The organism is Sphingomonas palmae (assembly GCF_900109565.1).
Classification (GTDB): Bacteria; Pseudomonadota; Alphaproteobacteria; order Sphingomonadales; family Sphingomonadaceae; genus Sphingomonas; species Sphingomonas palmae.
The window spans coordinates 85,356-103,713 of record NZ_FNZZ01000004.1; the positions used below are offsets into that span (position 1 = coordinate 85,356).

At 69.1% G+C, this 18,358-nt stretch carries 18 protein-coding genes; 6 read left to right on the forward strand and 12 right to left on the reverse strand.

Features of this window, described 5'->3' with window-relative positions; translation table 11 throughout:
* Nucleotides 1-71 precede the first annotated feature (71 nt).
* Genes BMW51_RS10555 through BMW51_RS10565 form a run of 3 tightly spaced genes read left to right on the forward strand, consistent with a single transcriptional unit; the run spans nucleotide 72 to nucleotide 3,570 of the window.
* Complete coding sequence (locus BMW51_RS10555) at nucleotides 72-1,925, forward strand: cation:proton antiporter (RefSeq protein WP_093006202.1); 1,854 nt, start codon at nucleotides 72-74, stop codon at nucleotides 1,923-1,925.
* Complete coding sequence (locus BMW51_RS10560) at nucleotides 1,922-2,542, forward strand: OmpA family protein (protein ID WP_093006204.1); 621 nt, start codon at nucleotides 1,922-1,924, stop codon at nucleotides 2,540-2,542. Before BMW51_RS10555 ends, BMW51_RS10560 begins: the two co-directional genes overlap by 4 nt.
* Nucleotides 2,543-2,547: 5 nt before the next feature.
* The gene (locus BMW51_RS10565) at nucleotides 2,548-3,570 is read left to right on the forward strand and encodes a potassium channel family protein (RefSeq protein ID WP_093006206.1); all 1,023 of its coding nucleotides are present in this window, start codon (nucleotides 2,548-2,550) and stop codon (nucleotides 3,568-3,570) included.
* Nucleotides 3,571-3,583: 13 nt separating this feature from the next.
* Here the strand turns inward: BMW51_RS10565 and BMW51_RS10570 are convergent, their stop codons facing one another.
* The 10 genes from BMW51_RS10570 to BMW51_RS10615 form a co-directional block, all read right to left on the reverse strand.
* Complete coding sequence (locus tag BMW51_RS10570; protein WP_093006208.1) at nucleotides 3,584-4,273, reverse strand: PIG-L deacetylase family protein; 690 nt, start codon at nucleotides 4,271-4,273, stop codon at nucleotides 3,584-3,586.
* A 10-nt stretch (nucleotides 4,274-4,283) separates the two neighbouring features.
* Entirely contained in the window at nucleotides 4,284-5,492 is a 1,209-nt protein-coding gene (locus BMW51_RS10575; RefSeq protein ID WP_093006210.1) for a glycosyltransferase family 4 protein, read from the reverse strand.
* A 7-nt stretch (nucleotides 5,493-5,499) separates the two neighbouring features.
* Nucleotides 5,500-6,330: a sugar phosphate isomerase/epimerase family protein gene (locus BMW51_RS10580; RefSeq protein ID WP_093006212.1), complete on the reverse strand. Its 831-nt coding sequence runs from the start codon at nucleotides 6,328-6,330 to the stop codon at nucleotides 5,500-5,502.
* Complete coding sequence (locus BMW51_RS10585) at nucleotides 6,327-7,829, reverse strand: YcaO-like family protein (protein WP_245708437.1); 1,503 nt, start codon at nucleotides 7,827-7,829, stop codon at nucleotides 6,327-6,329. Before BMW51_RS10585 ends, BMW51_RS10580 begins: the two co-directional genes overlap by 4 nt.
* An 8-nt stretch (nucleotides 7,830-7,837) precedes the next feature.
* Entirely contained in the window at nucleotides 7,838-8,653 is an 816-nt protein-coding gene (locus BMW51_RS10590; protein WP_093006216.1) for an MBL fold metallo-hydrolase, read from the reverse strand.
* Entirely contained in the window at nucleotides 8,644-9,648 is a 1,005-nt protein-coding gene (locus BMW51_RS10595; RefSeq protein ID WP_093006218.1) for a Gfo/Idh/MocA family protein, read from the reverse strand. Before BMW51_RS10595 ends, BMW51_RS10590 begins: the two co-directional genes overlap by 10 nt.
* A complete protein-coding gene (locus BMW51_RS10600) occupies nucleotides 9,648-10,790 on the reverse strand; it encodes a class I SAM-dependent methyltransferase (protein WP_093006220.1) in 1,143 nt (380 codons plus the stop codon). The genes BMW51_RS10595 and BMW51_RS10600 overlap by 1 nt, the downstream gene beginning before the upstream one ends.
* Nucleotides 10,787-11,719 carry an HD domain-containing protein gene (locus BMW51_RS10605; protein WP_218139386.1) on the reverse strand — a complete coding sequence of 311 codons (933 nt, stop codon included), beginning with the start codon at nucleotides 11,717-11,719 and terminating at the stop codon, nucleotides 10,787-10,789. Before BMW51_RS10605 ends, BMW51_RS10600 begins: the two co-directional genes overlap by 4 nt.
* Nucleotides 11,716-12,894, reverse strand: a complete 1,179-nt coding sequence (locus BMW51_RS10610; RefSeq protein WP_245708438.1) for an inositol-3-phosphate synthase — start codon at nucleotides 12,892-12,894, stop codon at nucleotides 11,716-11,718. The genes BMW51_RS10605 and BMW51_RS10610 overlap by 4 nt, the downstream gene beginning before the upstream one ends.
* 146 nt (nucleotides 12,895-13,040) lie before the next feature.
* The gene (locus BMW51_RS10615) at nucleotides 13,041-13,808 is read right to left on the reverse strand and encodes a Crp/Fnr family transcriptional regulator (RefSeq protein ID WP_143051850.1); all 768 of its coding nucleotides are present in this window, start codon (nucleotides 13,806-13,808) and stop codon (nucleotides 13,041-13,043) included.
* Between the two features lie 146 nt (nucleotides 13,809-13,954).
* Here BMW51_RS10615 and BMW51_RS10620 point away from each other — a divergent pair, with 146 nt between their 5' ends.
* The 3 genes from BMW51_RS10620 to BMW51_RS10630 all read left to right on the forward strand — a co-directional run bounded on the left by BMW51_RS10620 (nucleotide 13,955) and on the right by BMW51_RS10630 (nucleotide 17,672).
* On the forward strand, nucleotides 13,955-15,091 hold the full coding sequence (locus BMW51_RS10620) for a metallophosphoesterase (protein WP_093006226.1): 1,137 nt from the start codon (nucleotides 13,955-13,957) through the stop codon (nucleotides 15,089-15,091).
* Nucleotides 15,085-16,338 (forward strand): arsenic transporter, encoded by a 1,254-nt coding sequence (locus BMW51_RS10625; protein ID WP_093006228.1) that lies wholly within the window; start codon nucleotides 15,085-15,087, stop codon nucleotides 16,336-16,338. Before BMW51_RS10620 ends, BMW51_RS10625 begins: the two co-directional genes overlap by 7 nt.
* Nucleotides 16,339-16,415: 77 nt before the next feature.
* Nucleotides 16,416-17,672, forward strand: coding sequence for an MFS transporter (locus tag BMW51_RS10630; RefSeq protein WP_093006810.1), 1,257 nt, complete (start codon nucleotides 16,416-16,418; stop codon nucleotides 17,670-17,672).
* 15 nt (nucleotides 17,673-17,687) lie between these two features.
* Here the strand turns inward: BMW51_RS10630 and BMW51_RS10635 are convergent, their stop codons facing one another.
* Both BMW51_RS10635 and BMW51_RS10640 read right to left on the reverse strand, forming a co-directional pair.
* Nucleotides 17,688-17,963 carry a hypothetical protein gene (locus BMW51_RS10635; protein WP_093006230.1) on the reverse strand — a complete coding sequence of 92 codons (276 nt, stop codon included), beginning with the start codon at nucleotides 17,961-17,963 and terminating at the stop codon, nucleotides 17,688-17,690.
* 91 nt (nucleotides 17,964-18,054) lie between these two features.
* Nucleotides 18,055-18,354: a hypothetical protein gene (locus BMW51_RS10640; protein WP_093006232.1), complete on the reverse strand. Its 300-nt coding sequence runs from the start codon at nucleotides 18,352-18,354 to the stop codon at nucleotides 18,055-18,057.
* Nucleotides 18,355-18,358: the final 4 nt, after the last annotated feature.

Consider the following 18,358-nt stretch of genomic DNA (forward strand, 5'->3'; position numbering starts at 1 on the left):
CGCGCCGGAACAAACGCGGCGGCTGAAATCTTGGTAGGCAGTCGCGCCGCGCGCGCGACTGGGGAGTTGCAATGAACCATCTGGCCTTCGTGCTGGCGCTCGTCGGGCTGCTCGGCATCGGCGCGCAATGGGTCGCGTGGCGCACCGGACTGCCCGCGATCGCGCTGATGCTGGTCGCGGGGCTGATCGCCGGGCCTGCGACCGGGCTGATCCGCCCCGAGGAGGATTTCGGCCACCTGCTCGAACCCGCGGTGTCGCTCGCGGTCGCGGTGATCCTGTTCGAGGGCGGGCTGAGCCTCAATCTGCGTGAGCTGCAGCATGCCGAGGGCGCTGTCCACCGGCTTGTGCTGATCGGCGTGCCGCTCGGCTGGGTGCTCGGCGCCCTCGCCTGTTACTATGTCGCGGGGCTGGTGTGGCCGGTCGCGATCCTGTTCGCGGGCATTCTGGTGGTGACCGGGCCGACCGTGGTCCTGCCGCTGCTGCGGCAATCGAGCGTGGCGGCTCGACCGCGCGCGATCCTGAAATGGGAAGCGATCGTCAACGATCCGATCGGCGCCTTGTGCGCGGTCGTCACCTACGAGATTTTGCGCCAGGCGGGCAGCGGCGCGACGATGCTGGAAAGCCTCGTCAGCCTGCTCGCCGCCGCCGCGGTGGCGGGACTGCTCGGCTACGCAGTGGCGCGGCTGCTCGGCTGGGCGCTGCCGCGCGGCTACGTGCCCGAATATCTGAAGGCACCGGTGATCCTGGTCGCGGTGATCGGGACGTTCGTCGCCTCCAACGCGATCCAGCAGGAAACCGGGCTGCTCGCGGTCACCGTGATGGGGGTGGCGCTCGGCAACATGCAGCTGGCGTCGCTGCGCGATTTCCTGACCTTCAAGGAGAATATGACGATTATCCTGGTGTCAGGCGTGTTCGTGCTGCTCTCCGCCTCGCTCGATCTCGGCGTGCTGCGCCAGTTCGAATGGCGCTTCGGGCTGTTCCTCGTCGCGCTGCTGCTGGTCGTGCGTCCCGCGACCGTGCTGCTCAGCCTAGCCGGCAGCCGGATACCGTGGCGCGAGCGGTTGCTGATCGGCTGGATCGCGCCGCGCGGCGTGGTGATGATCGCGATCACCGGTCTGTTCGCGCTGCGCCTGGACGAACTGGGCTACGGCGATGGCGGCACGTTGGTCGCGCTGTCGTTCGCGGTCGTCGCCTCCACCATCGTCGCGCACGGATTCACCATCGGCCCGTTCGCCAACCTGCTGGGCGTGACCGCGCCGGGCGGACGCGGCGTGCTGGTCGTCGGCTCGACCGGCTGGAGCCTGTCGCTCGCGCGCGCGCTGCGTGCCTTGGGCGTCGGCGTCACGATCAGCGACACCAGCTGGCAACGCCTCGCCCCCGCGCGTCAAGAAGGCGTGCCGACCTATCACGGCGAAATCCTGGCCGAGGCGACCGAGGAGCAGCTCGACCTGCAGCAATTCGGCCTGCTCGCCGCGACGACCGAGAACGAGGCATATAACGCGCTGGTTTGCAGCGAGTTCGCCCCTGAACTCGGTCGCGACAACGTCTACCAATTGGGCGACGCGGCCGGCGACGATCCCAGGCGACTTCCCGACGCGCTACGCGGTCGCGCGATGTTCCGCTCCGGGCTGGGCGTCGAGGATGTCGCGATGCGCGAGCGCGCGGGCTGGACCTTCGCCGCTGCGAGGATAGTGGACGTGGCCGACTTTGCCGACGCCGCGCGCAGCCTGCCCGAGGACGGCGGGCCGCTGCTGTTGCTCAGAAAGGACGGCTCGCTGCGGATGTTCTCGCACGCGTCGACGCCGACGCCGTCGCACGGCGACACCGTGCTGCTCTACGTGCCGAGCGACCGGATCGACGCGGCGGGGTGGCAGGCGCTGGGCGCCGCCGATCAACTACACCGGGCAGAGGAGATCACCGCATGACGAAGACCGCATCCGCGCTGCTGACGCTCCTGCTGCTCGCCGCGTGCGACGGCGCATCGCCGCGGCCCGAACCGTCGCCGTCGCCGACCTCTACGACCGGTTTCGACAACAGCGCCGCGGCGCAGTCGATCATGCAGCCCGAGGTGATCGCGGCGAGCAAGCCCGAACCGACGCCCACCCCGGTAGCCGCGCCACCAACGGGTGCGACGATCCTGTTCGAACGTGGTGCCTTGCTCGACGATCAGGCGCGCGCGACCCTCGACGAACTGCTCGCAGCGCCGGCGCTGCCGCCGCAAGCGCGCTGGATACTGCGCGGCAGCAGCGACAATGACGGCGAAAACGCCGCCAACCTGCGCGTGTCGCGCCGGCGCGCGGAGGCCGTGCGCGATTACCTGATCGAGAAGAAGGTCGACCCGGCGCTCGTCACCGTGGTCGCGCTGGGGGCGGGGCGCCCGATCGCGCCCAACGTGAAACTCGACGGCAGCGACGATCCCGACGGCCGCCGCCGCAACCGCCGCGTCGACATCGAGATCGTGGCACCGCCCGCGACCGACCCGGCGGAAGCGCCCGCGTCCGAGGCCAGCCCGCCGGAGCCGCTCGCCAACGCGCAAGGCTGACGCGGGTGGCACGTCCCGTTCGCCACCGCGGCGTCGCACCCAGTCTGCGGCGCAACACCGCACCGAGCTGGGCCGCGCTCGTGTGGCGCGTGCTGCTCGTCGCCGGGTTGATCGGGATCGCGCTTGCCGGCCACTGGATCGAGCGCGACGGCCTGCGCGACAACATCGACGGCAGCATCAGCGTGGTCGACGTGATCTATTTCACAATGATCACCATCACCACGGTCGGCTACGGCGACATCGTGCCGGTGACCGACGGTGCGCGGCTGTTCGATACCTTCGTGGTGACGCCGATCCGGCTGTTCGTGTGGCTGATCTTTCTGGGCTCAGCCTATCAATTCCTGCTGCGCGGTGTTCTGGAGAAATGGAAGATGCGGTCGATCCAACGCAATCTGAGCGCGCACACGGTGGTCGCGGGCTTCGGTACCAGCGGCGAGGAGGCGGTGAGCGAACTGATCCGCCGCGGTGCCGACCCGCAAACGATCGTGGTGATCGATCCGCGGGCCGAGGCGACCGCCGCCGCCGAGGCCGCGGGCGCGGTGGTGATAGAGGGCGACGCGACCCGCAACGTCACGCTTGAGGCGGTGCGCGCCAACCAGGCGAGCAGCATCCTCGTCTCCGCCGGGCGCGACGACACCTCGATCCTGATCGTGCTGACCGCGCGTCGGATCGCGCCCGACGTGCCGATCAGTGTCGTCATCCGGTCAGAGGATAACGAGGTGCTGGCGCGCCAGGCGGGCGCGAACACCGTCATCAACCCCGCGAGCTTCGCCGGCCTGCTGCTCGCCGGATCGCGCCACGGCCCGCACATCGCCGATTACCTCGCCGATCTCGCCAACGCGGGCGGTCGCGTGTCGCTGACCGAGCGTACGGTCACAGCCGACGAGATTGGGCAGCCCTTGTCCGCGATCCGGACCGGGCTCGGCCTACGTATCTATCGCGGAACCGAGCCGTACGGTTACTGGGACCCGCAGGCCGCGTCGCTGATGGCAGGCGACGTGATCGTCGAGGTCGAACGCCGCTGCTGATCGCGAACCGGCGTCACTCCGCGGCGTAGAGCCGTTCCTCACGCACCTGCGCGATCGCCGCCTCCATCTTCTCCACCGAGCCGAACTGGAAGCCGATCTGCGACGCGTATGCCGCGCACATTCGGGTGCGCTCCTCCCGATCCTGCGCGCTCAACTCGTGCCGCTCGCGCACTGCTTCGCCAGGCTTGTGCGAGGCGCGGGTCAGATAGGGCCAATCCTCCCACAACAGCATCGGCCTGCCGATGGCGGTCAGCGCGTCACGCACCAGCCAGTGATCGACATGGTTGCCGACCGCCAGCGGGCCGAGCAGCGCATCCGGTTGCAACCGGTCGATCGTTTCCACCAATTGCTCAGTGAGCGACTCCAGCACCGTGTCGTCCGCGCGCCGCCCGGCAAACAGCTCGGGTGCGCTAGCGTAACCGCGGTGCGGCGCTTCCAGCAGCGGCAGGTGAACCGCCTCAGCACCGATCACCGCGCAGGCGGCGATATCCTCGCCGCGGCGCAGCGCCATATAGTCGACGTCCGCCGACAATCCCTTATCGAGCTGGCATGCCAGCGCGAAGCCGGTCGGGCGCGGGACGTTGCCGGTGAAGCAGGTGACGATCGTCACCCGCGCGCCGGCCCGCGCCCGCGCGGCTAGCAGCCCGCCGACCGAGAAAGCCGCGTCGTCCAGATGCGGCGAGATTGCGACGATGTGCGTCATCTCGATCCGCTCACAACAGGTGCGGCTCGGCGCGGAAACGGCACGGCGTCACCGCGATATGCGGATCGATGCCCGTAGCGGGCCGGGTGCCGCGCAGGTCCTCGTAGATACCCGCGATCTGCGCGCCCACCGCGTGCCAGCTATACACGCGGCGACATTCGGCGAGTCCCGCCGCCGCCAACCGCTCACGCAAGCCGATGTCGGTGACGAGCCGCGACATCGCCGCGGTCAGCGCGGGCACGTCGCCCGGCTCGACCAATAGACCATTCTCGCCGTCGCGAATGCAGTCGGTCACCCCGACCGCGCGGCACGACAGCACCGCCTGCCCGCTCGCCATCGCCTCAAGGATGGTGTTGGAAAAGCCCTCGGCGTAGGTCGGCGAGACGAACACGTCGTGCTCGCGGTAGCGCTCGGGCACGCTGTCGTATTCGGCGTAACCGGTGAAGCTGACACGGTCGCCCAATGCCAGTTCCGCGGCGAGCGCGTGCGCCGCGTCGACATCGGGTCCGATGCCCGAGATCGTGCAATGCCATCGGCCCGCCACATCCGGCAGCGCGCGGAGCAGGTCGAGCACGCCTTTGCGGCGATCGACGCGGCCGTGATAGAAGAAGCGCGTGACGCCATCGGGTGCGCGGTCGCCCGGCGTGAAGCGTTCGGTGTCGACGGCGCCGGGCACGATCGTGAACCGCTCCATCGGCGTCCCCAGGCGATCGTGCACCTCGCGCGCGAAGCTTTGCCCGCCGATCAGCAGCGCACCGGCGTTGTCCAGCACGCGCTCCATCGCGATCCGGTGGGTGTCGCAGCACGAACCGACCCAGTGACCATCACCACCCTGAATCGACACGACGCACGGCACGCCCAGCCTCTGTGCCGCGAGCAGGGTCGCCCAGCCGGTCGGATAGCCATATTGCGCGTGGAGCACGTCGAACGGCGCGCGCGCGTGCTCGGCCGCGATTGCCCCGATCATCGTCTCGACATCGCGCTCGAAATCACCGCCAGACTGCTCGCCGAGCGCCTCCAGCCCGATGACGCGAACGCCCTCGACCGGCGGGGGCGGACCACCGCCGTAGACGCGCGCGCGCTCGGGATCGCCGTAATATTGGCTCACCATCGTCACGTCGTGCCCTTGTGCGACCAGCTGCCGCAGCAGGTTGATCGCGTAGATCGACATGCCCGAGATCGCCGGAAAGAAGCGGCGCGAGACGAAGCACACCCTCATCGTGTGCTCACCGGGCGAGGTTCCTGAGATAGTCGATCGACTCCGGGATCGCCGCGTGCGCGCGCGGGCTCTCGCGCGACAATTCGACGCAGACGAGGCGGGTAAAGCCGATTGCGTCGAGCGCGTTCAGCACCGCCGGCATGTCCATGTCGCCCTGTCCGAACGGCAGATGCGTATGGTCGCCGCGCCGCATATCCTCGATCGCGACGGTGCCGAGGCGGGTCGCGTAGCGCCGGATCGCGTCGGCTGGCTCTATGTCTTGGGTGACGAGACAATGCCCGGTGTCGAGCGCGAGCCGCAGCCGCGGGTGGCGCGCGGCGAGCGCGTCGTAATCGGCAACCGTCTCGATCAGCATGCCGGGCTCGGGCTCGAAGCTCGCATCGACCCCGACCGCCTCGGCATGGTCGAGGACCTGCTCCAGCCCCTCGTTCATCCACACGCACGCCTGCGCATGATCGACGCCCGCTTTCGGCACCCCCGCCCAGAACGACACCGTCTCGCTGCCGAGCCGTTTGGCGACATCGAGCGCGCGATTGAGGAAGGCGACGCGGCGCGCGCGTCCCTCCGCGTCGGGCGTGATCAACGTCGGCTCATGCTTCTGCCGCGGATCGAGCAGGTAGCGCGCGCCCGTCTCGATCACGCTGCCGAGCCCCAAGTCACCCAGCAACCGCGCGACGCGCTCGCACTCCCGCTCCCAATCTCCCGCAAACGGATCGAGGTGATGGTGGTCGAGCGTCAGCGCGACCCCGGCGTAGCCCGCGTCCGCGATCAGCCGCAGCGCGTCGTCCAACCGGTGATTGGCCGCGCCGTTGGTGTTGTAGGCGTAACGCAACGTCATGCCCCCGTAATTCCATCACTCTTCCACGCGACGTGATGCGCCTCGGGCTCGCGGTACAGCGGATAGAGCGGACCCACCAGCCGATCGGCGGCGGCGGTGTCGAACAGTGGGTGGTTCAACCGCTCCGCGTCCGCCGGCGACAGCCGAATGCGCCGCAGCGCCGCCCCCTCCTCGCGTCCGAACTGGATCAGCGGCGAGTCGAGTGCGAGCAGCTTCTCGGTATTGCGCGCGCCGATGCGGTAATAGCTCATCGTCTCGACCTCCATGCCGGGCACGATCACCTTGACGACCGTGACCGATCCGTCGGCGGGCGACATGTCGACGTAGAGCACGTCGAACCCCGCCGCCTCCACCGCGGCACGCGCGGTCGCCGCGCGCGCGTGGCCGTCGGGCGCGGCCTGCGTCGGCAGGTCGGAGAAACGATGCGATGACCGCTCGGACAGCACGTTGTCGGCGAGCCAGCTGCGCAGTTCGGTTGCGCTACGCCCGGTCCAGTCGCGCATCGCGTCGAATGCGCGGCGATCGCTCGACTTCGCAGCACCGCCCGCCTGCGCCATGAAGCGCGCGACATAACCCTTGGGCGCGACCTCAGCGACGAGGTCGGCGGGGCCGTGCGCGAAGGCCTTGCGCGCGCGGCTGGCGGCAAATTCGGTCAAACACTTGTCGAGCGCGGCGGCACGGTCGGCGTGGCACGCCTCGCCGCACGCGGTGACCATGATCGGCGCCGCGGGCTCGCCGCGCTCGTCGACGCCGGCGCAGTAGAGGTTGGGCAAGCCGTACTGATCGGTCGCGAACTTCGGGATCGCGCGAATGCCGGCGGCATCGAACCGGTCGAGGATCGCGCGCGTGGAGGCGGGCAGGTCGCCGTCGAGCTCGAGCGTCACGCCGCGATCGAGCGCGCGAAACAGCAGCCCGTTGCCGTCGCGCTGCAGAATCTCGCACAACCCATGCCCGATCGCCCAATCGAGGTCCGGCCCCGCCCCCATGCCGTTCGAGATGATTGTCGTGAACGGCTTGTACCCGGGCGACAGCTCCTTCGACGAATAGGCGGCGAGGTCGATCGGCACGAGCACGCTCGACCCGTCCCGCCAGCGCTTCGCCTCGACCCACTCCAGCACCGTGTCGTGATCGACCGGCGATCCTGCGGGCAGACACAGCGTGAACGGATCGGCGATTGCGCTAGCGCCCAGCGACCGCACCAGTTCGGTGTAACTACCGCGCGTCTTGGCTCGTTGCCCAAGCGTCAGCGTCGGCCACACCATCTCGGCGATCTCGCCCAGCCCGCCGAGCACCGCCGCCTCGTCGGTTGCGCCGTAGCCGACGCCGTAGGGCATGATTCCCGACAGCGCCTCGTCGTCCGGGAACAGCGCCACCACCCACACCGGCAGCCCGAGCCGGTCGAGCGGGTGAATCGGGAAAGCGACCACGTCGCCGGCCGGGAACGCGTCGAGGTACCGGCGCGCCGCGTCGCTGAGGTCAGCCGGAAGGCCGCTTGTCACGCGCGCGTTCACAAGGAAATGCGCCGCACGCCGGGTGCACGCGCGAGGCCGTCGTCGAGTACGGCGAGCGCGACGGTGCGGTTCACCTCCGGCGCGTACTCGAACGGGGTCAGCACCGCATCGAAGTCGAGCGGGGCGATAACGTCGCGGTAGCGACGAAGCTCGGCATGGGTCAGCGGAATATCCTTGTGAAAGGCCTTGTGGCTGGAAATCGCGTGCGATCGGCCATCGGCATCCTGGTCGATCTTGAACATGTCGCCGCAGAACAGCCGGCGTGCCCGCGCATCGTGGAGTGCTGCCTGCCCCTCGTAATGCCCGCCGACGTGGTGCAGCGTGTAGCCGGGGGCGAGTTCGAGCGTGTCGTCGAACGGCGCGGTGACGCGGAACGCCTTGGTCATCTTCAGATCGTCGCGCTGGATCGCGACGATCTCGGGCGCGAAGCGGCGCTGGAGCTGGAACAAGGCGCCGTAGCCGTGCGCGTGGCTGGCCGAAAGGAACGCGACCCCGCCCAGCACCTCGATCTGGTCGAGCATCGCTTCGGTGTAGAACGGTGCTGCCTCGAACGCGATGTTGCCGCCATCGCGCACGATCAGCCAGCCGGTACCGGCGAGCCCGAGCGCGGGCGTGGTAGTAAACGCCCACAGCCCCGGTGCGACCTCGCGCGCGGCTCCGTCGTGGGTGGCCGCGACCTCCGTCTCGGGCAGGAAGCACCAGCCGTCCTCGGGCAAATCGTTGCGCACGTCGGTGCAGACGGGGCAGTCGGGCGGCGCGAAATGCTTCTGCCAGAAGCCGCAATTGGCGCAGGCGAACCAGCTCAGAGCCACCGGCGGGCCTCCGTATAAGCGCGGTCGAAGAGTTGCATCAGCGCCAGGTCGCGCGTCATCGAGAAATCGTGCGGCTCCCCGCGCGCGGCCGCCATGAAGGCAGCGGCCTGCGCAGCGAACGGCGATGTGGCGGTGTCGAACGCGACCGGCATCTCCGCGCCACTCTGCCCGCAGCGCCGCACCAAGGTACCACCGGCGGTCTGCCCCATCGTGTCGGTGGCGACCAGCAGCCCGCGGTCGCCTAGCACCTCCAGCCGCCGCCGCGGCAGTACCTCGGCGCAATTATAGGCGACGTGGCTCTGGAACAGCACGCCCGACGCGGTGCGCCCGCTCAGCATGCCGCCGTCGTCGACCGGGTAATCGTGAATGCGACGCTGCAACTGGATCGAAAGATCAGTCAGCGGCTCGCCGAGCAACCGCTCGGACAGGTCGAGCCCGTGCAGCGCGAGATCGATCACCGCGCCTCCGCCCGCGCGCACCGGATCGGCTCGCCAATTATCGTGCTCGCCGCCATCGGGCGTCCACGCCGGATCGACCCAGCAGGCATAGACGATCCGCACCGCTACCGGACGCCCGATGTCGCCCGCCGCGATCGCGTCCGCCATCGCCGCGTGCGCGGGATGGTGGCGCTGGTCGAACGCGGTGCCGTAGAGCGTATCGCCGAGCGCCGCGGCCATCGCCTCGGCCTGCTCCACGGTCGCCGCGATCGGCTTCTCGCACAGCACCGGCACGCCCGCGGCAGCGCAGGCGGCGACGGGCGCGGCATGCGCGTCGTTCGGCGTCGCGACGTAGACGAGGTCGCACGCGTCCGCCGCGAGCATAGCCTCGACGCTGTCGAAGGCCGCAAGGCCCGCAGCTTCAGCGCGCGCGCGCGACGCGGGGGATGGATCGGCCACCGCGCTGACGACGCCGCCGGCCGCCGCAATGCCCGGCGCCATGTAATCGCGCGCCACCCAGCCGTAGCCGGCGATCCCCCAGCGGGTGCGCGCAGCCATCACCACCGCTCCGGCAAGTCGACGGTGCGACGCAGCCGCGCATCGTCGGCGTCGAACGGCAGCGCCTCGTCCGGCAGCGCCCAGAAGCAGCCGGCGGCATATTCGTCGCGGTAGCGCGGCGATGGCCAGTCGACCTCGCCATCGTCGCCGATCAGCGGATTGCGCCTGAGCGTGGCGCCGCCAGCAGGCACCGCCACACCGCCGGTCACCGCGCGCGCGTCACCCGCGCCCTCGACCAGCGACCACGCCTCGATCACCGGGTCGTCGCGCCAGTCGGTGGTCGGCGGCACCGATTGCTTCATCAGCGCACATAGCAGCGCGCGCTCGTCGTGCACCTGCGCGGTCGGGAACAGCGCGCGCCACTCCGCACCGCTGCGTGCCGGGCCCTTCGCGCCACCATTCACGCCCGCGTTGTGGACGTGGCTGACCGCGAGCACGCCACCTCCCGCGGTCACGGTGCGCAGCCGCTCGGCCACGCGCGGCTGATCGGGCAGGAAGTAGAAGGCGTCGTGACACATGACGAGGTCGAATTGCTGATCGGCGACCGGCCACTCTCCGGCAGCATCGAACACGACGTAATCGGCGTCGGGCGCGACCCAGTTCTTCGCCAGCCAGCATTTGGCGAACACCACATCGGCACCGAGACACGCGACGCCGGCACGCGTCAGATCGCGCAGGTAATGGCCAATCCCGCAGGCGAGCTCGAACGCGGTCGCGGGCTGTGTCCAATGCGCCTCCAGCAGTGCCAGCCCGGCGAGATAGGTCGGATCACTCCAGCGATAGGCGAAATAATCCGCGACCGGCCCCAGCCGCAGCAGCGCCATCGCCTCGCGCAAGCTGAGCGTGTCGCGTTCCCGCACCAGCCGCTTCAGTTCGGCGAGGTCGGTCGCCGGCCCGGTCCACCACGCGTCCTGATCGGTCAGCAGCGCCACCAGAGCATCATCGGGGCAGCCCGCGTCAAGGTGGTCGAGCGCGACCGCGACCAGCCCCTCGCTCTCGATCCGCAGGTAGGGGATGCCGTCGACCACCGGCCAGCGCTCGCCAAGACACGCGAGCGAGTGCGGCGTATCGTGCACGAGCACGCGCCCGGTCAGCGGCGAGCGCCAGCGGCTCGCCTCCCCCTTCCCTTCAATGCCCGTCACATCAACCCCGCGTCGAGCAGGATGCGATCATGGAACGCCTTGACCGGGCCGTCGTGAACGAGGCCGTAATCGCCCAGCACCACCTGCATCGTCAGCTTGGCGGCGCGGGTGTGCTGCTCGATCTCCAGCACGCGGTCTAGCACGTCGGCGACGTGGAACGCACGCGCTTCGGGCGTCGCGTCGCCGCCGATCGGCGCGAGCGCATCGCCGATGACCCGCGCCAGATCGGGCGCGAGCTCCGCCATGCTCGCCGCACGCGCGTGTTGAATCGCGGTGTCGAGCGCGTCGCCCAGCAGCATCTCGCCCGAATAGCCGCTGTCGGGCATGTCGGCGTTGTGGAAATGGTGCGCCATGCCGGCGAGAAACACGGGCACCGGATCGGCACCATGCCACGCGCTCGCCAGCACGCCGTAGACCGCGACCATCAGACAATGCTCGGCATGGTTCTCGGGCGGTTGCAGCATGATGCGCGGTTGCCCCGGACAGGTCACACCCGCGCGCGGTTGCCGCGCCAGTTTGCCGACGAACGCGGGCGTATCGCCGGTCGCTGGCCGCCCGAGCGGCAATGCCGCGCGCAGCGTCGCGTGAAGCGACGGCGCGACCTGATCGGCGATCTCGTCGAACGCGCGTTCGAGTACCGCTGCCGCCTGGTCGCCGATCCCGAGCGCCTGCATCGCCGCGAGATCGAGGTCGCCGAGCCGTGCTGAGACGAGCGCCGCCGCGGTCACGCGCGCGGTCACCTCTGCCGGGTCCTCGCCGCGCACCAGTGCAGCCCAGCCGGCGACGAACAACCGCTCCGCGATCGATCCCGGCGCGGCGGCCGATCGCACGCGTTTGAGGTCGCCCAGCTCACGCAGGAACGGCAAGGCAGCCGGGGTCAGCCCCGGCGCCTCCGCCGCGCGTCCGTCCAGCACTGGCGCGTCGGTCACGCGCTCTTGTCGCCCAGCCAATTGTCGAGGATCAGCTGCTGCTCGGGCACGCCGTGCACGGGATCATAGTCGCCGCGCGTCTGCGGCAGCTTGAAGAACAGTCCCATCTGCTCCTGCACGCCGCCCTCTCCGCGCTGTTTCGCCAGATCGAGGCAGCGCGCGATCTCGATCGCGAGCGGGGCGGCGAGGATCGAGTCCTTGCACAGGAAATTGAGCTTCAGCTGCATCTTCTGACCCATGAAGCCGGTCAGGTCGATGTTGTCCCACGCTTCCTTGTCGTCGCCGCGCGGCTTGTAATAATGGATCATGATGATGTGATCCTCGACCGGGTAGCCGAGGATCTGGTTCAGCACGCTCTTCTTGGTGCCCAGCTTCGACTGCAGCGACTTGGGATCGTCGAGGGCGAGGCCGTCCGAATTGCCGAGGATGTTGGTCGAAAACCAGCCGTCGACGTGGAGCGCGCGGTCGCGCAGCGCGGGCGCGATCACCGTCTTCATGAACGTCTGCCCGGTCTTGCCGTCCTTGCCCGCGACCGGCACGTTCCGCTCCGCGGCGAACTGCGCCAGCGGCGCGACGTCGGCGGCGACCGATGGCGTGAAATTGGCGTAGGGCGTACCTGAATCGATCGCCGCATAAGCGTAGAGCATGGCCGGGCTGATCGCGGCGTCGTCCTGATCGAGCCCCTGCTCGAACGCCTCGCGCGATTGCAGCGCGGCATCGTCGCCGGGCTTGCGCTCGGTCGAGGCGAGATTGACGACGACGACGCGGTCGAGCTTCTTCTCGTCCTTGAACCGCGCAAGATCGGCCTGGATCTGCTCAATCGCGCCGCGGTGCCCGCCGGTCAGCTTGTTGCTGCCGTCGATGTTGGCGCAATAGCCGGTCGAGCCCGCCGCCTTCCACGGGCGCATCTGGTTAAGTACCGCGGCGCCGTCGGCCAGCTCTTTCTCGCCGATCACGCCGTGACGCAGCGCGCACGCGCCGAGCGTGTCGTCGGCGAGGTCCCAGCCACCGAACTCCATGTCGCGGTACGCGACCATGCCCGCCACGTCGCGGTCGGCGAGCGGCAGCCCGTCGAGACTGTTCGAGCCCGCCTTGATCATCTCGATCCCCGCGATCGCGGTGGTCGCGACCGCACCACCGACGCCGACGATCGCCACGCCCAGCCGTTCTGCCATGTTCATTCCCCAACCCCGGCCCGAGAGCGGACCCGATGAGAAGGAAAAAGAAGCGGACAGCGCCACCGTTCCCATGACGCACGTACAAAACGCAACTTTGTTCCGCGACGGTGATCTACATCACTAATTTGATTTAGCAGTGTAACCTATGTCACTTTTTCGAGCACCGGAGACACGGCGGCACCGACCGCCGGCAACCAATCGGTCGCGATCACCGCGTGCCGGTCGCGAAAGTCGACCAGCGTAGCGAGCCGATCGACGTCAGTGATCCGCACCACCCTCCCGTCGCGCTCGACCAGCCCGGTCGCCTCCAGCGCCTTGAGCGATCGGTTGACGTGCGTCTTGGTCAAACCGACCGCATCACCGATGTCCTTCTGCGTCAGCGGCAGCTCGAACGCGCTGCCCTCCAGATTGTCGACCACGCGCAACCGCGAGCGGATGTCGAGCAGCAAGGTCGCAATTCGCGTGAACCCGTCGGTCTTGCTGATCGAGGTCAGCCGGTCGCCGATCGACACCTGTTCCGACGCGGAGATCGCGAACAGCAGCGCGCCGAGCCGCGGATGCTTGCGAAACAGGTCGCCGAAATGCGCCTTCGGAATCTCGAACAAGGTCGTGTCGCTGACCGCCTGCAACGTCGCCGCGCTGTGCTGCCACGCGACCGACAGCGTCGTCGTGATGTCGCCGATGAAGTAGAAGCGCAGGATCTGCCGGTCGCCGTCGCGCAGCGTCACCGAACTGTGCAGCCATCCGCTGCCGACGATGTAGAGGTTCTCGATCGCCTCGCCTTCGTGAAAGATCAACGTGCCGGCCGGATAGGACCGCTCGCGCCGTTCGAGCCAGCGCAGCGCGTCGCGCTCGGCAAAGGTGAGGTCGAGGTGATGCGACAGGCGGGTTTCGAGCTGGCTGGCCGACATGGCGCTGCAAACGCCCGAACCGGTCGCGGTGTCCACGCGGGCCGAAGGAGGACTGATCTACTTTATTCTGGCCGACGTGGACATTTCTGAACGTTGCTGGGTTCCAGCGCCACCTCGAGCGAAGGCGAAGTCGATGGAACACCGGCATGACTGACGCGCGCGCACCGTCTCGGTCGATCACGTGGGTCCATATCGGCGACTTGCACCTCGATGAGGCGGACGGCTGGCAGAGCCGCGATTGTCTGGCGGCAATCGTCGATCAGGTCGAAACGCGGCTGCGCGGTTCGGTCGACTTCGTCTACCTGCCCGGTGACAACGCCAACCACGGCACGCCCGAGAAATATCGCGTTATGACCGACACGCTCTCAGCCTTGACCGTGCCGTGGCGCATCATCCCCGGCGACCATGATTTCGAGCCCGGCGACCTCGCCGCCTACGACGCCGCGATCCCGCCCGCGAACCGCCCCGACCACGAGGTGATCGCCGGGCACCGCTGCATCTTCCTCAACATCGTGTCGGCAGGCGCCGGAGGTCCGGACTTCCGGCTGACGATGCACGACCGCAACCGTATCGCCGAGGAACTCGCGCGTGCCAGCGCCGAGCAGCAAACGCCGCTCGTCTTCATGCACGCCTACCCGGGCGATCTGGCGGCGGACGGCGGGGCGGTGGCGCTCAGCTTCATCCACGGCGACGTCGCCTTCGTCGACACCGGGCACACGCATTACAACGAGCTGCTGAACGACGGCTACGTCGTCTACGGCGCGACGCGCTCGACCGGGCAGATCGAGGAGGGTCGCGGCCGCGCTGGGTTCGCGATCGTCACCGTCCACGACGGCGTGCCGAGTTGGCGCTTCCGCACCCTCGACGCACCCTGGCCGCACGTGCAGATCGTGTCGCCGTGCGACCGCCGCCTCGTCACGCGCCCCGCCGATCCGTACCAGGTGCCGCGGCCGGGCAGCGTGACCGTGACCGCGTGCGTCCACGGTGCCGCCCACGACAGCAACGTGACGCTCGAGCACGGTTCGACCGCCACGCCAATGACGCGCGGTGCGGACGGATGGTGGCGCGGCGCGGTGTCGCTCGACGCCGGGTTGCACGCGCTGCGCGTCACATGCGGTAATTCCCAAGATACAATCGACGTGCTGGTGCGCGGCGCCGACGCGATCCCGAAGCGCCGCCTGCCGGTCGCGCCTGGTCAGGACTGCCACGCGGTCGGTGCGTGGCCGATCGCCGGGATCGATGGCGCGCAGCTTGGCCCCAACAAGAACGGTGCCGGATGGTAAGCCTCGCCACCGGCGCAAGCTGGGCTATTGCGGGGCTGTCGACCGCGGCGGTGATCGCGCGGCCGATGCGCTGGCCCGAGTGGATCTGGGCGGTCGCGGGCGCAGTGCTGCTCGTCCTGCTCGGGCTGATGCCGCTGGCGCAAGCGGGCGGCGCGATCGCCAAGGGGCTCGACGTCTACCTGTTCCTGACCGGCATGATGCTGCTGAGCGAGACCGCGCGCGAGCACGGCGCGTTCGATTGGATCGCCGCCACCGCGGTCAACGCGAGCAAGGGATCGCGCGCGCGGCTGTTCCTGCTCGTCTACGCCACCGGCGTGGTCGTCACGACCTTCATGTCGAACGACGCGACCGCGGTGGTGCTGACGCCCGCAGTGTTCGCCGCGGCCAAGAAGGCGAAGGCCGACCCGCTGCCCCTGCTGTTCGCCTGCGCGCTGATCGCCAATGCGGCGAGCTTCGTGCTGCCGATCTCCAACCCCGCCAATCTCGTGCTCTACGGCGGGCACATGCCGCCGCTGGGACAATGGCTGCGATCCTTCGCCGTGCCGTCGATCGCATCGATCGTTGTCACCTTTCTGGTGCTGCGCTGGATCGAGCGGCGTCGCTTGGCGGGTGAGTGCGCGTGCGACGTGACGCGCGAGGCGCTGACCAGTCCGGGCAAGCTCGCGATCCTCGGCATCGTCGCGACCGCGGCACTGCTGCTCGTCGTCTCCGCGCTCGATCGCGAACTCGGCCTGCCGACCGCCATCGCCGGGATCGCCACCGCGCTCGTGGTATCCGCGGCGGCGAAGGCGTCGCCGCTCACGCTCGCGCGGCAGGTGTCGTGGGGGGTGCTGCCGCTCGTCGCCGGATTGTTCGTGCTGGTCGAAGCGCTCGACCGCACCGGCGTGATCGCGCACGTCGCCGCGTGGCTGCGCGCCGTCTCGAGCGAGCCGGTGCAGGCGGCCGCCGCGTCGGGAACGATCCTCGCCTTCGTCAGCAACCTGATGAACAACCTGCCCGCGGGCCTCGTCGCCGCGACCGCGGTCGCGCAGGCGCAGCCGCCGCGGATCGTCACCGACGCGCTGCTGATCGGCGTCGACCTCGGCCCCAATCTGTCGGTAACCGGCTCGCTCGCGACGATCCTGTGGTTGCAGGTGATCCGGCGCGAGGGCGAGGATGTCGGCTTCCTCGCCTTTCTGAAAGTCGGCGCGGTGGCGATGCCGCTCGCGCTCGTCGCCGCGCTGGGCACGCGATTGATGCTGGGATGACACGGGCCCGCGGGTGCGGCGCCGTTGCGCTCGCGTCCACTGGCTGAATGCTGGTTCAACTGATGGAAGAACGGATCATGGCGACGGCAACGGCATCGATCATGGCAGGCGGCTCCGCGCCGGAGCGGGAGACCTCGGGCCGCACGCTCGACGCGCTCAACTTCTTCCTGGCCGACGTGCGCGACGGTCTCGGGCCTTACCTCGCCATCTACCTCGTCGCGGTGCGCGGGCCGGCGCACGGCTGGAACGAGGCGACGGTCGGCATGGTGCTGACGATCGCCGGCATTTTCGGCCTGCTGGCGCAGACCCCGGCGGGCAGCCTGATTGACAAGAGCCGCAACAAGCCGCGGATCGTCATGGCGGCCGCGCTGCTCGTCACGCTGACCAGCGTGTCGCTACCGTTCGTCCACGGCTTCGCGGTCGTGGCCGCGACCCAGTCGATCGCGGCGGCGGCAGGCGCGGTGTTCGCGCCCGCGATCTCGGGCATCACGCTTGGCCTCGTCGGGCAGAAGATGTTCGCGCATCGCATCGGGCGCAACGAAGCGTTCAATCACGCCGGCAATGCGGTGTCGGCGGCCCTCGCGGGCGGATTGGCGTGGGAATTCGGGCCCGTGGTCGTCTTCTACCTGATGGGCGCGCTGACGGTTGCAAGCATTGCCAGCGCCGCGCGCATCCGCAACGACGACATCGACAATGCGGTCGCACGCGGGCTCGACTGCGAGCCGGAGGAAGGTTGCGAGGAGCCGAGCGGGTGGAAGACGCTGATCGAGAACAAGCCGCTGCTGATCTTCGCGGTCATCGCCTTCCTGTTCCACCTGTCGAACGCCGCGATGCTGACCTCGGTCAGCCAGTTGCTCGCGAAAAGCGTCGGCAAGGATCAGGCGACCTCGCTGACGGCTGCGTGCATCGTCGCGGCGCAGCTGGTGATGGTGCCGATCGCGATGCTGGTCGGGCGCAACGCCGACCGCTGGGGCACGAAGCCGATCTTCCTCGTCGCCTTCGCGTTCCTGGCGGCGCGCGGCGCACTCTACACCGTGTCGGACAATCCGTGGTGGCTGGTCGGGGTGCAGGCGCTCGACGGCGTCGGTGCCGGCATCTTCGGCGCGATCTTCCCGGTCGTGATCGCCGATCTGACCGAGGGTTCGGGTCGCTTCAACGTCAGCCAGGGTGCGGTCGCGACGACGCAGGGGCTGGGCGCCGCGCTATCGGCGAGCCTCGCGGGCGCGATCATCGTCTGGGCGGGGTACAGTGCCAGCTTTCTGACGCTGGCAGCGATCGCGGCGATGGGTTTCTCGCTCTACCTCGTGGCGATGCCAGAGACGAAGGAAGACTGACCGGCTGCCCGAGCGTCACCCGCGGCGCGGATCGTCGCGGTGTTCCTCCAGGGGAACGACCTCGAACAGGTAAGCGCGCCAGCCCCGCTGTCGCGCGGCATCGGCCGTCGCCTGCTTCTTCGCGGTCGCTTCCTTCAACGACGCGGCGTGGCCCCAGAACACTTCGGTCCGGCCGTTCTCTAGCTCGGCGACGATGCGCCAGAAATGCGTGAACGGCGACGCGGTCGGCCCGATCGTCTTGACGTAGCCGTCGGGCATCGTCGCGGTCAGATAGCGCTTCTTTCTCGCCATCGGCGCCGCATACAGGCTCGCCCCGCGACCGTCATCACGGGACACCCAAGGGGCACGCGCCGCAAACCGCGACGCGTGCCCAACCGGTCGCTCAGCCCTTGCGCGCGCCCGACAGCGGGAAGCTGCCGAACGCGCCAGCGCCGACCTGACCCGTCACGGTGTCGCCGTCGATCGTGGCGCTGCAATCGAGCGTCATCGGCATCGGCGAGGTCATCTGCTGCTTCCACTTGAGCGTGTCGCCCTCCACCTCGCCCGACACGTCGGACGCGCCCATCGCGCCCGAGGCCTGGCCGGTGAAGCTGCTGCCCTCGGTCTTGACCGTGAGCGTCAGATTCTGGTCGCCGAGCGGCGACTTGACCGTGCAATCGTAGGTACCGTCGAGATTGGCCATGATG

What these genes read in the sequence shown, in the direction of transcription:
- BMW51_RS10555 (WP_093006202.1), top strand. Translation starts at nt 72, where the DNA reads ATGAACCATCTGGCCTTCGTGCTGGCGCTCGTCGGGCTGCTCGGCATC.
- BMW51_RS10560 (WP_093006204.1), top strand. Translation starts at nt 1,922, where the DNA reads ATGACGAAGACCGCATCCGCGCTGCTGACGCTCCTGCTGCTCGCCGCG.
- BMW51_RS10570 (WP_093006208.1), bottom strand. Translation starts at nt 4,273, where the DNA reads ATGACGCACATCGTCGCAATCTCGCCGCATCTGGACGACGCGGCTTTC.
- BMW51_RS10575 (WP_093006210.1), bottom strand. Translation starts at nt 5,492, where the DNA reads ATGAGGGTGTGCTTCGTCTCGCGCCGCTTCTTTCCGGCGATCTCGGGC.
- BMW51_RS10580 (WP_093006212.1), bottom strand. Translation starts at nt 6,330, where the DNA reads ATGACGTTGCGTTACGCCTACAACACCAACGGCGCGGCCAATCACCGG.
- BMW51_RS10595 (WP_093006218.1), bottom strand. Translation starts at nt 9,648, where the DNA reads ATGGCTGCGCGCACCCGCTGGGGGATCGCCGGCTACGGCTGGGTGGCG.
- BMW51_RS10610 (WP_245708438.1), bottom strand. Translation starts at nt 12,894, where the DNA reads ATGGCAGAACGGCTGGGCGTGGCGATCGTCGGCGTCGGTGGTGCGGTC.
- BMW51_RS10615 (WP_143051850.1), bottom strand. Translation starts at nt 13,808, where the DNA reads ATGTCGGCCAGCCAGCTCGAAACCCGCCTGTCGCATCACCTCGACCTC.
- BMW51_RS10620 (WP_093006226.1), top strand. Translation starts at nt 13,955, where the DNA reads ATGACTGACGCGCGCGCACCGTCTCGGTCGATCACGTGGGTCCATATC.
- BMW51_RS10625 (WP_093006228.1), top strand. Translation starts at nt 15,085, where the DNA reads ATGGTAAGCCTCGCCACCGGCGCAAGCTGGGCTATTGCGGGGCTGTCG.
- BMW51_RS10630 (WP_093006810.1), top strand. Translation starts at nt 16,416, where the DNA reads ATGGCGACGGCAACGGCATCGATCATGGCAGGCGGCTCCGCGCCGGAG.
- BMW51_RS10635 (WP_093006230.1), bottom strand. Translation starts at nt 17,963, where the DNA reads ATGGCGAGAAAGAAGCGCTATCTGACCGCGACGATGCCCGACGGCTAC.
- BMW51_RS10640 (WP_093006232.1), bottom strand. Translation starts at nt 18,354, where the DNA reads ATGGCCAATCTCGACGGTACCTACGATTGCACGGTCAAGTCGCCGCTC.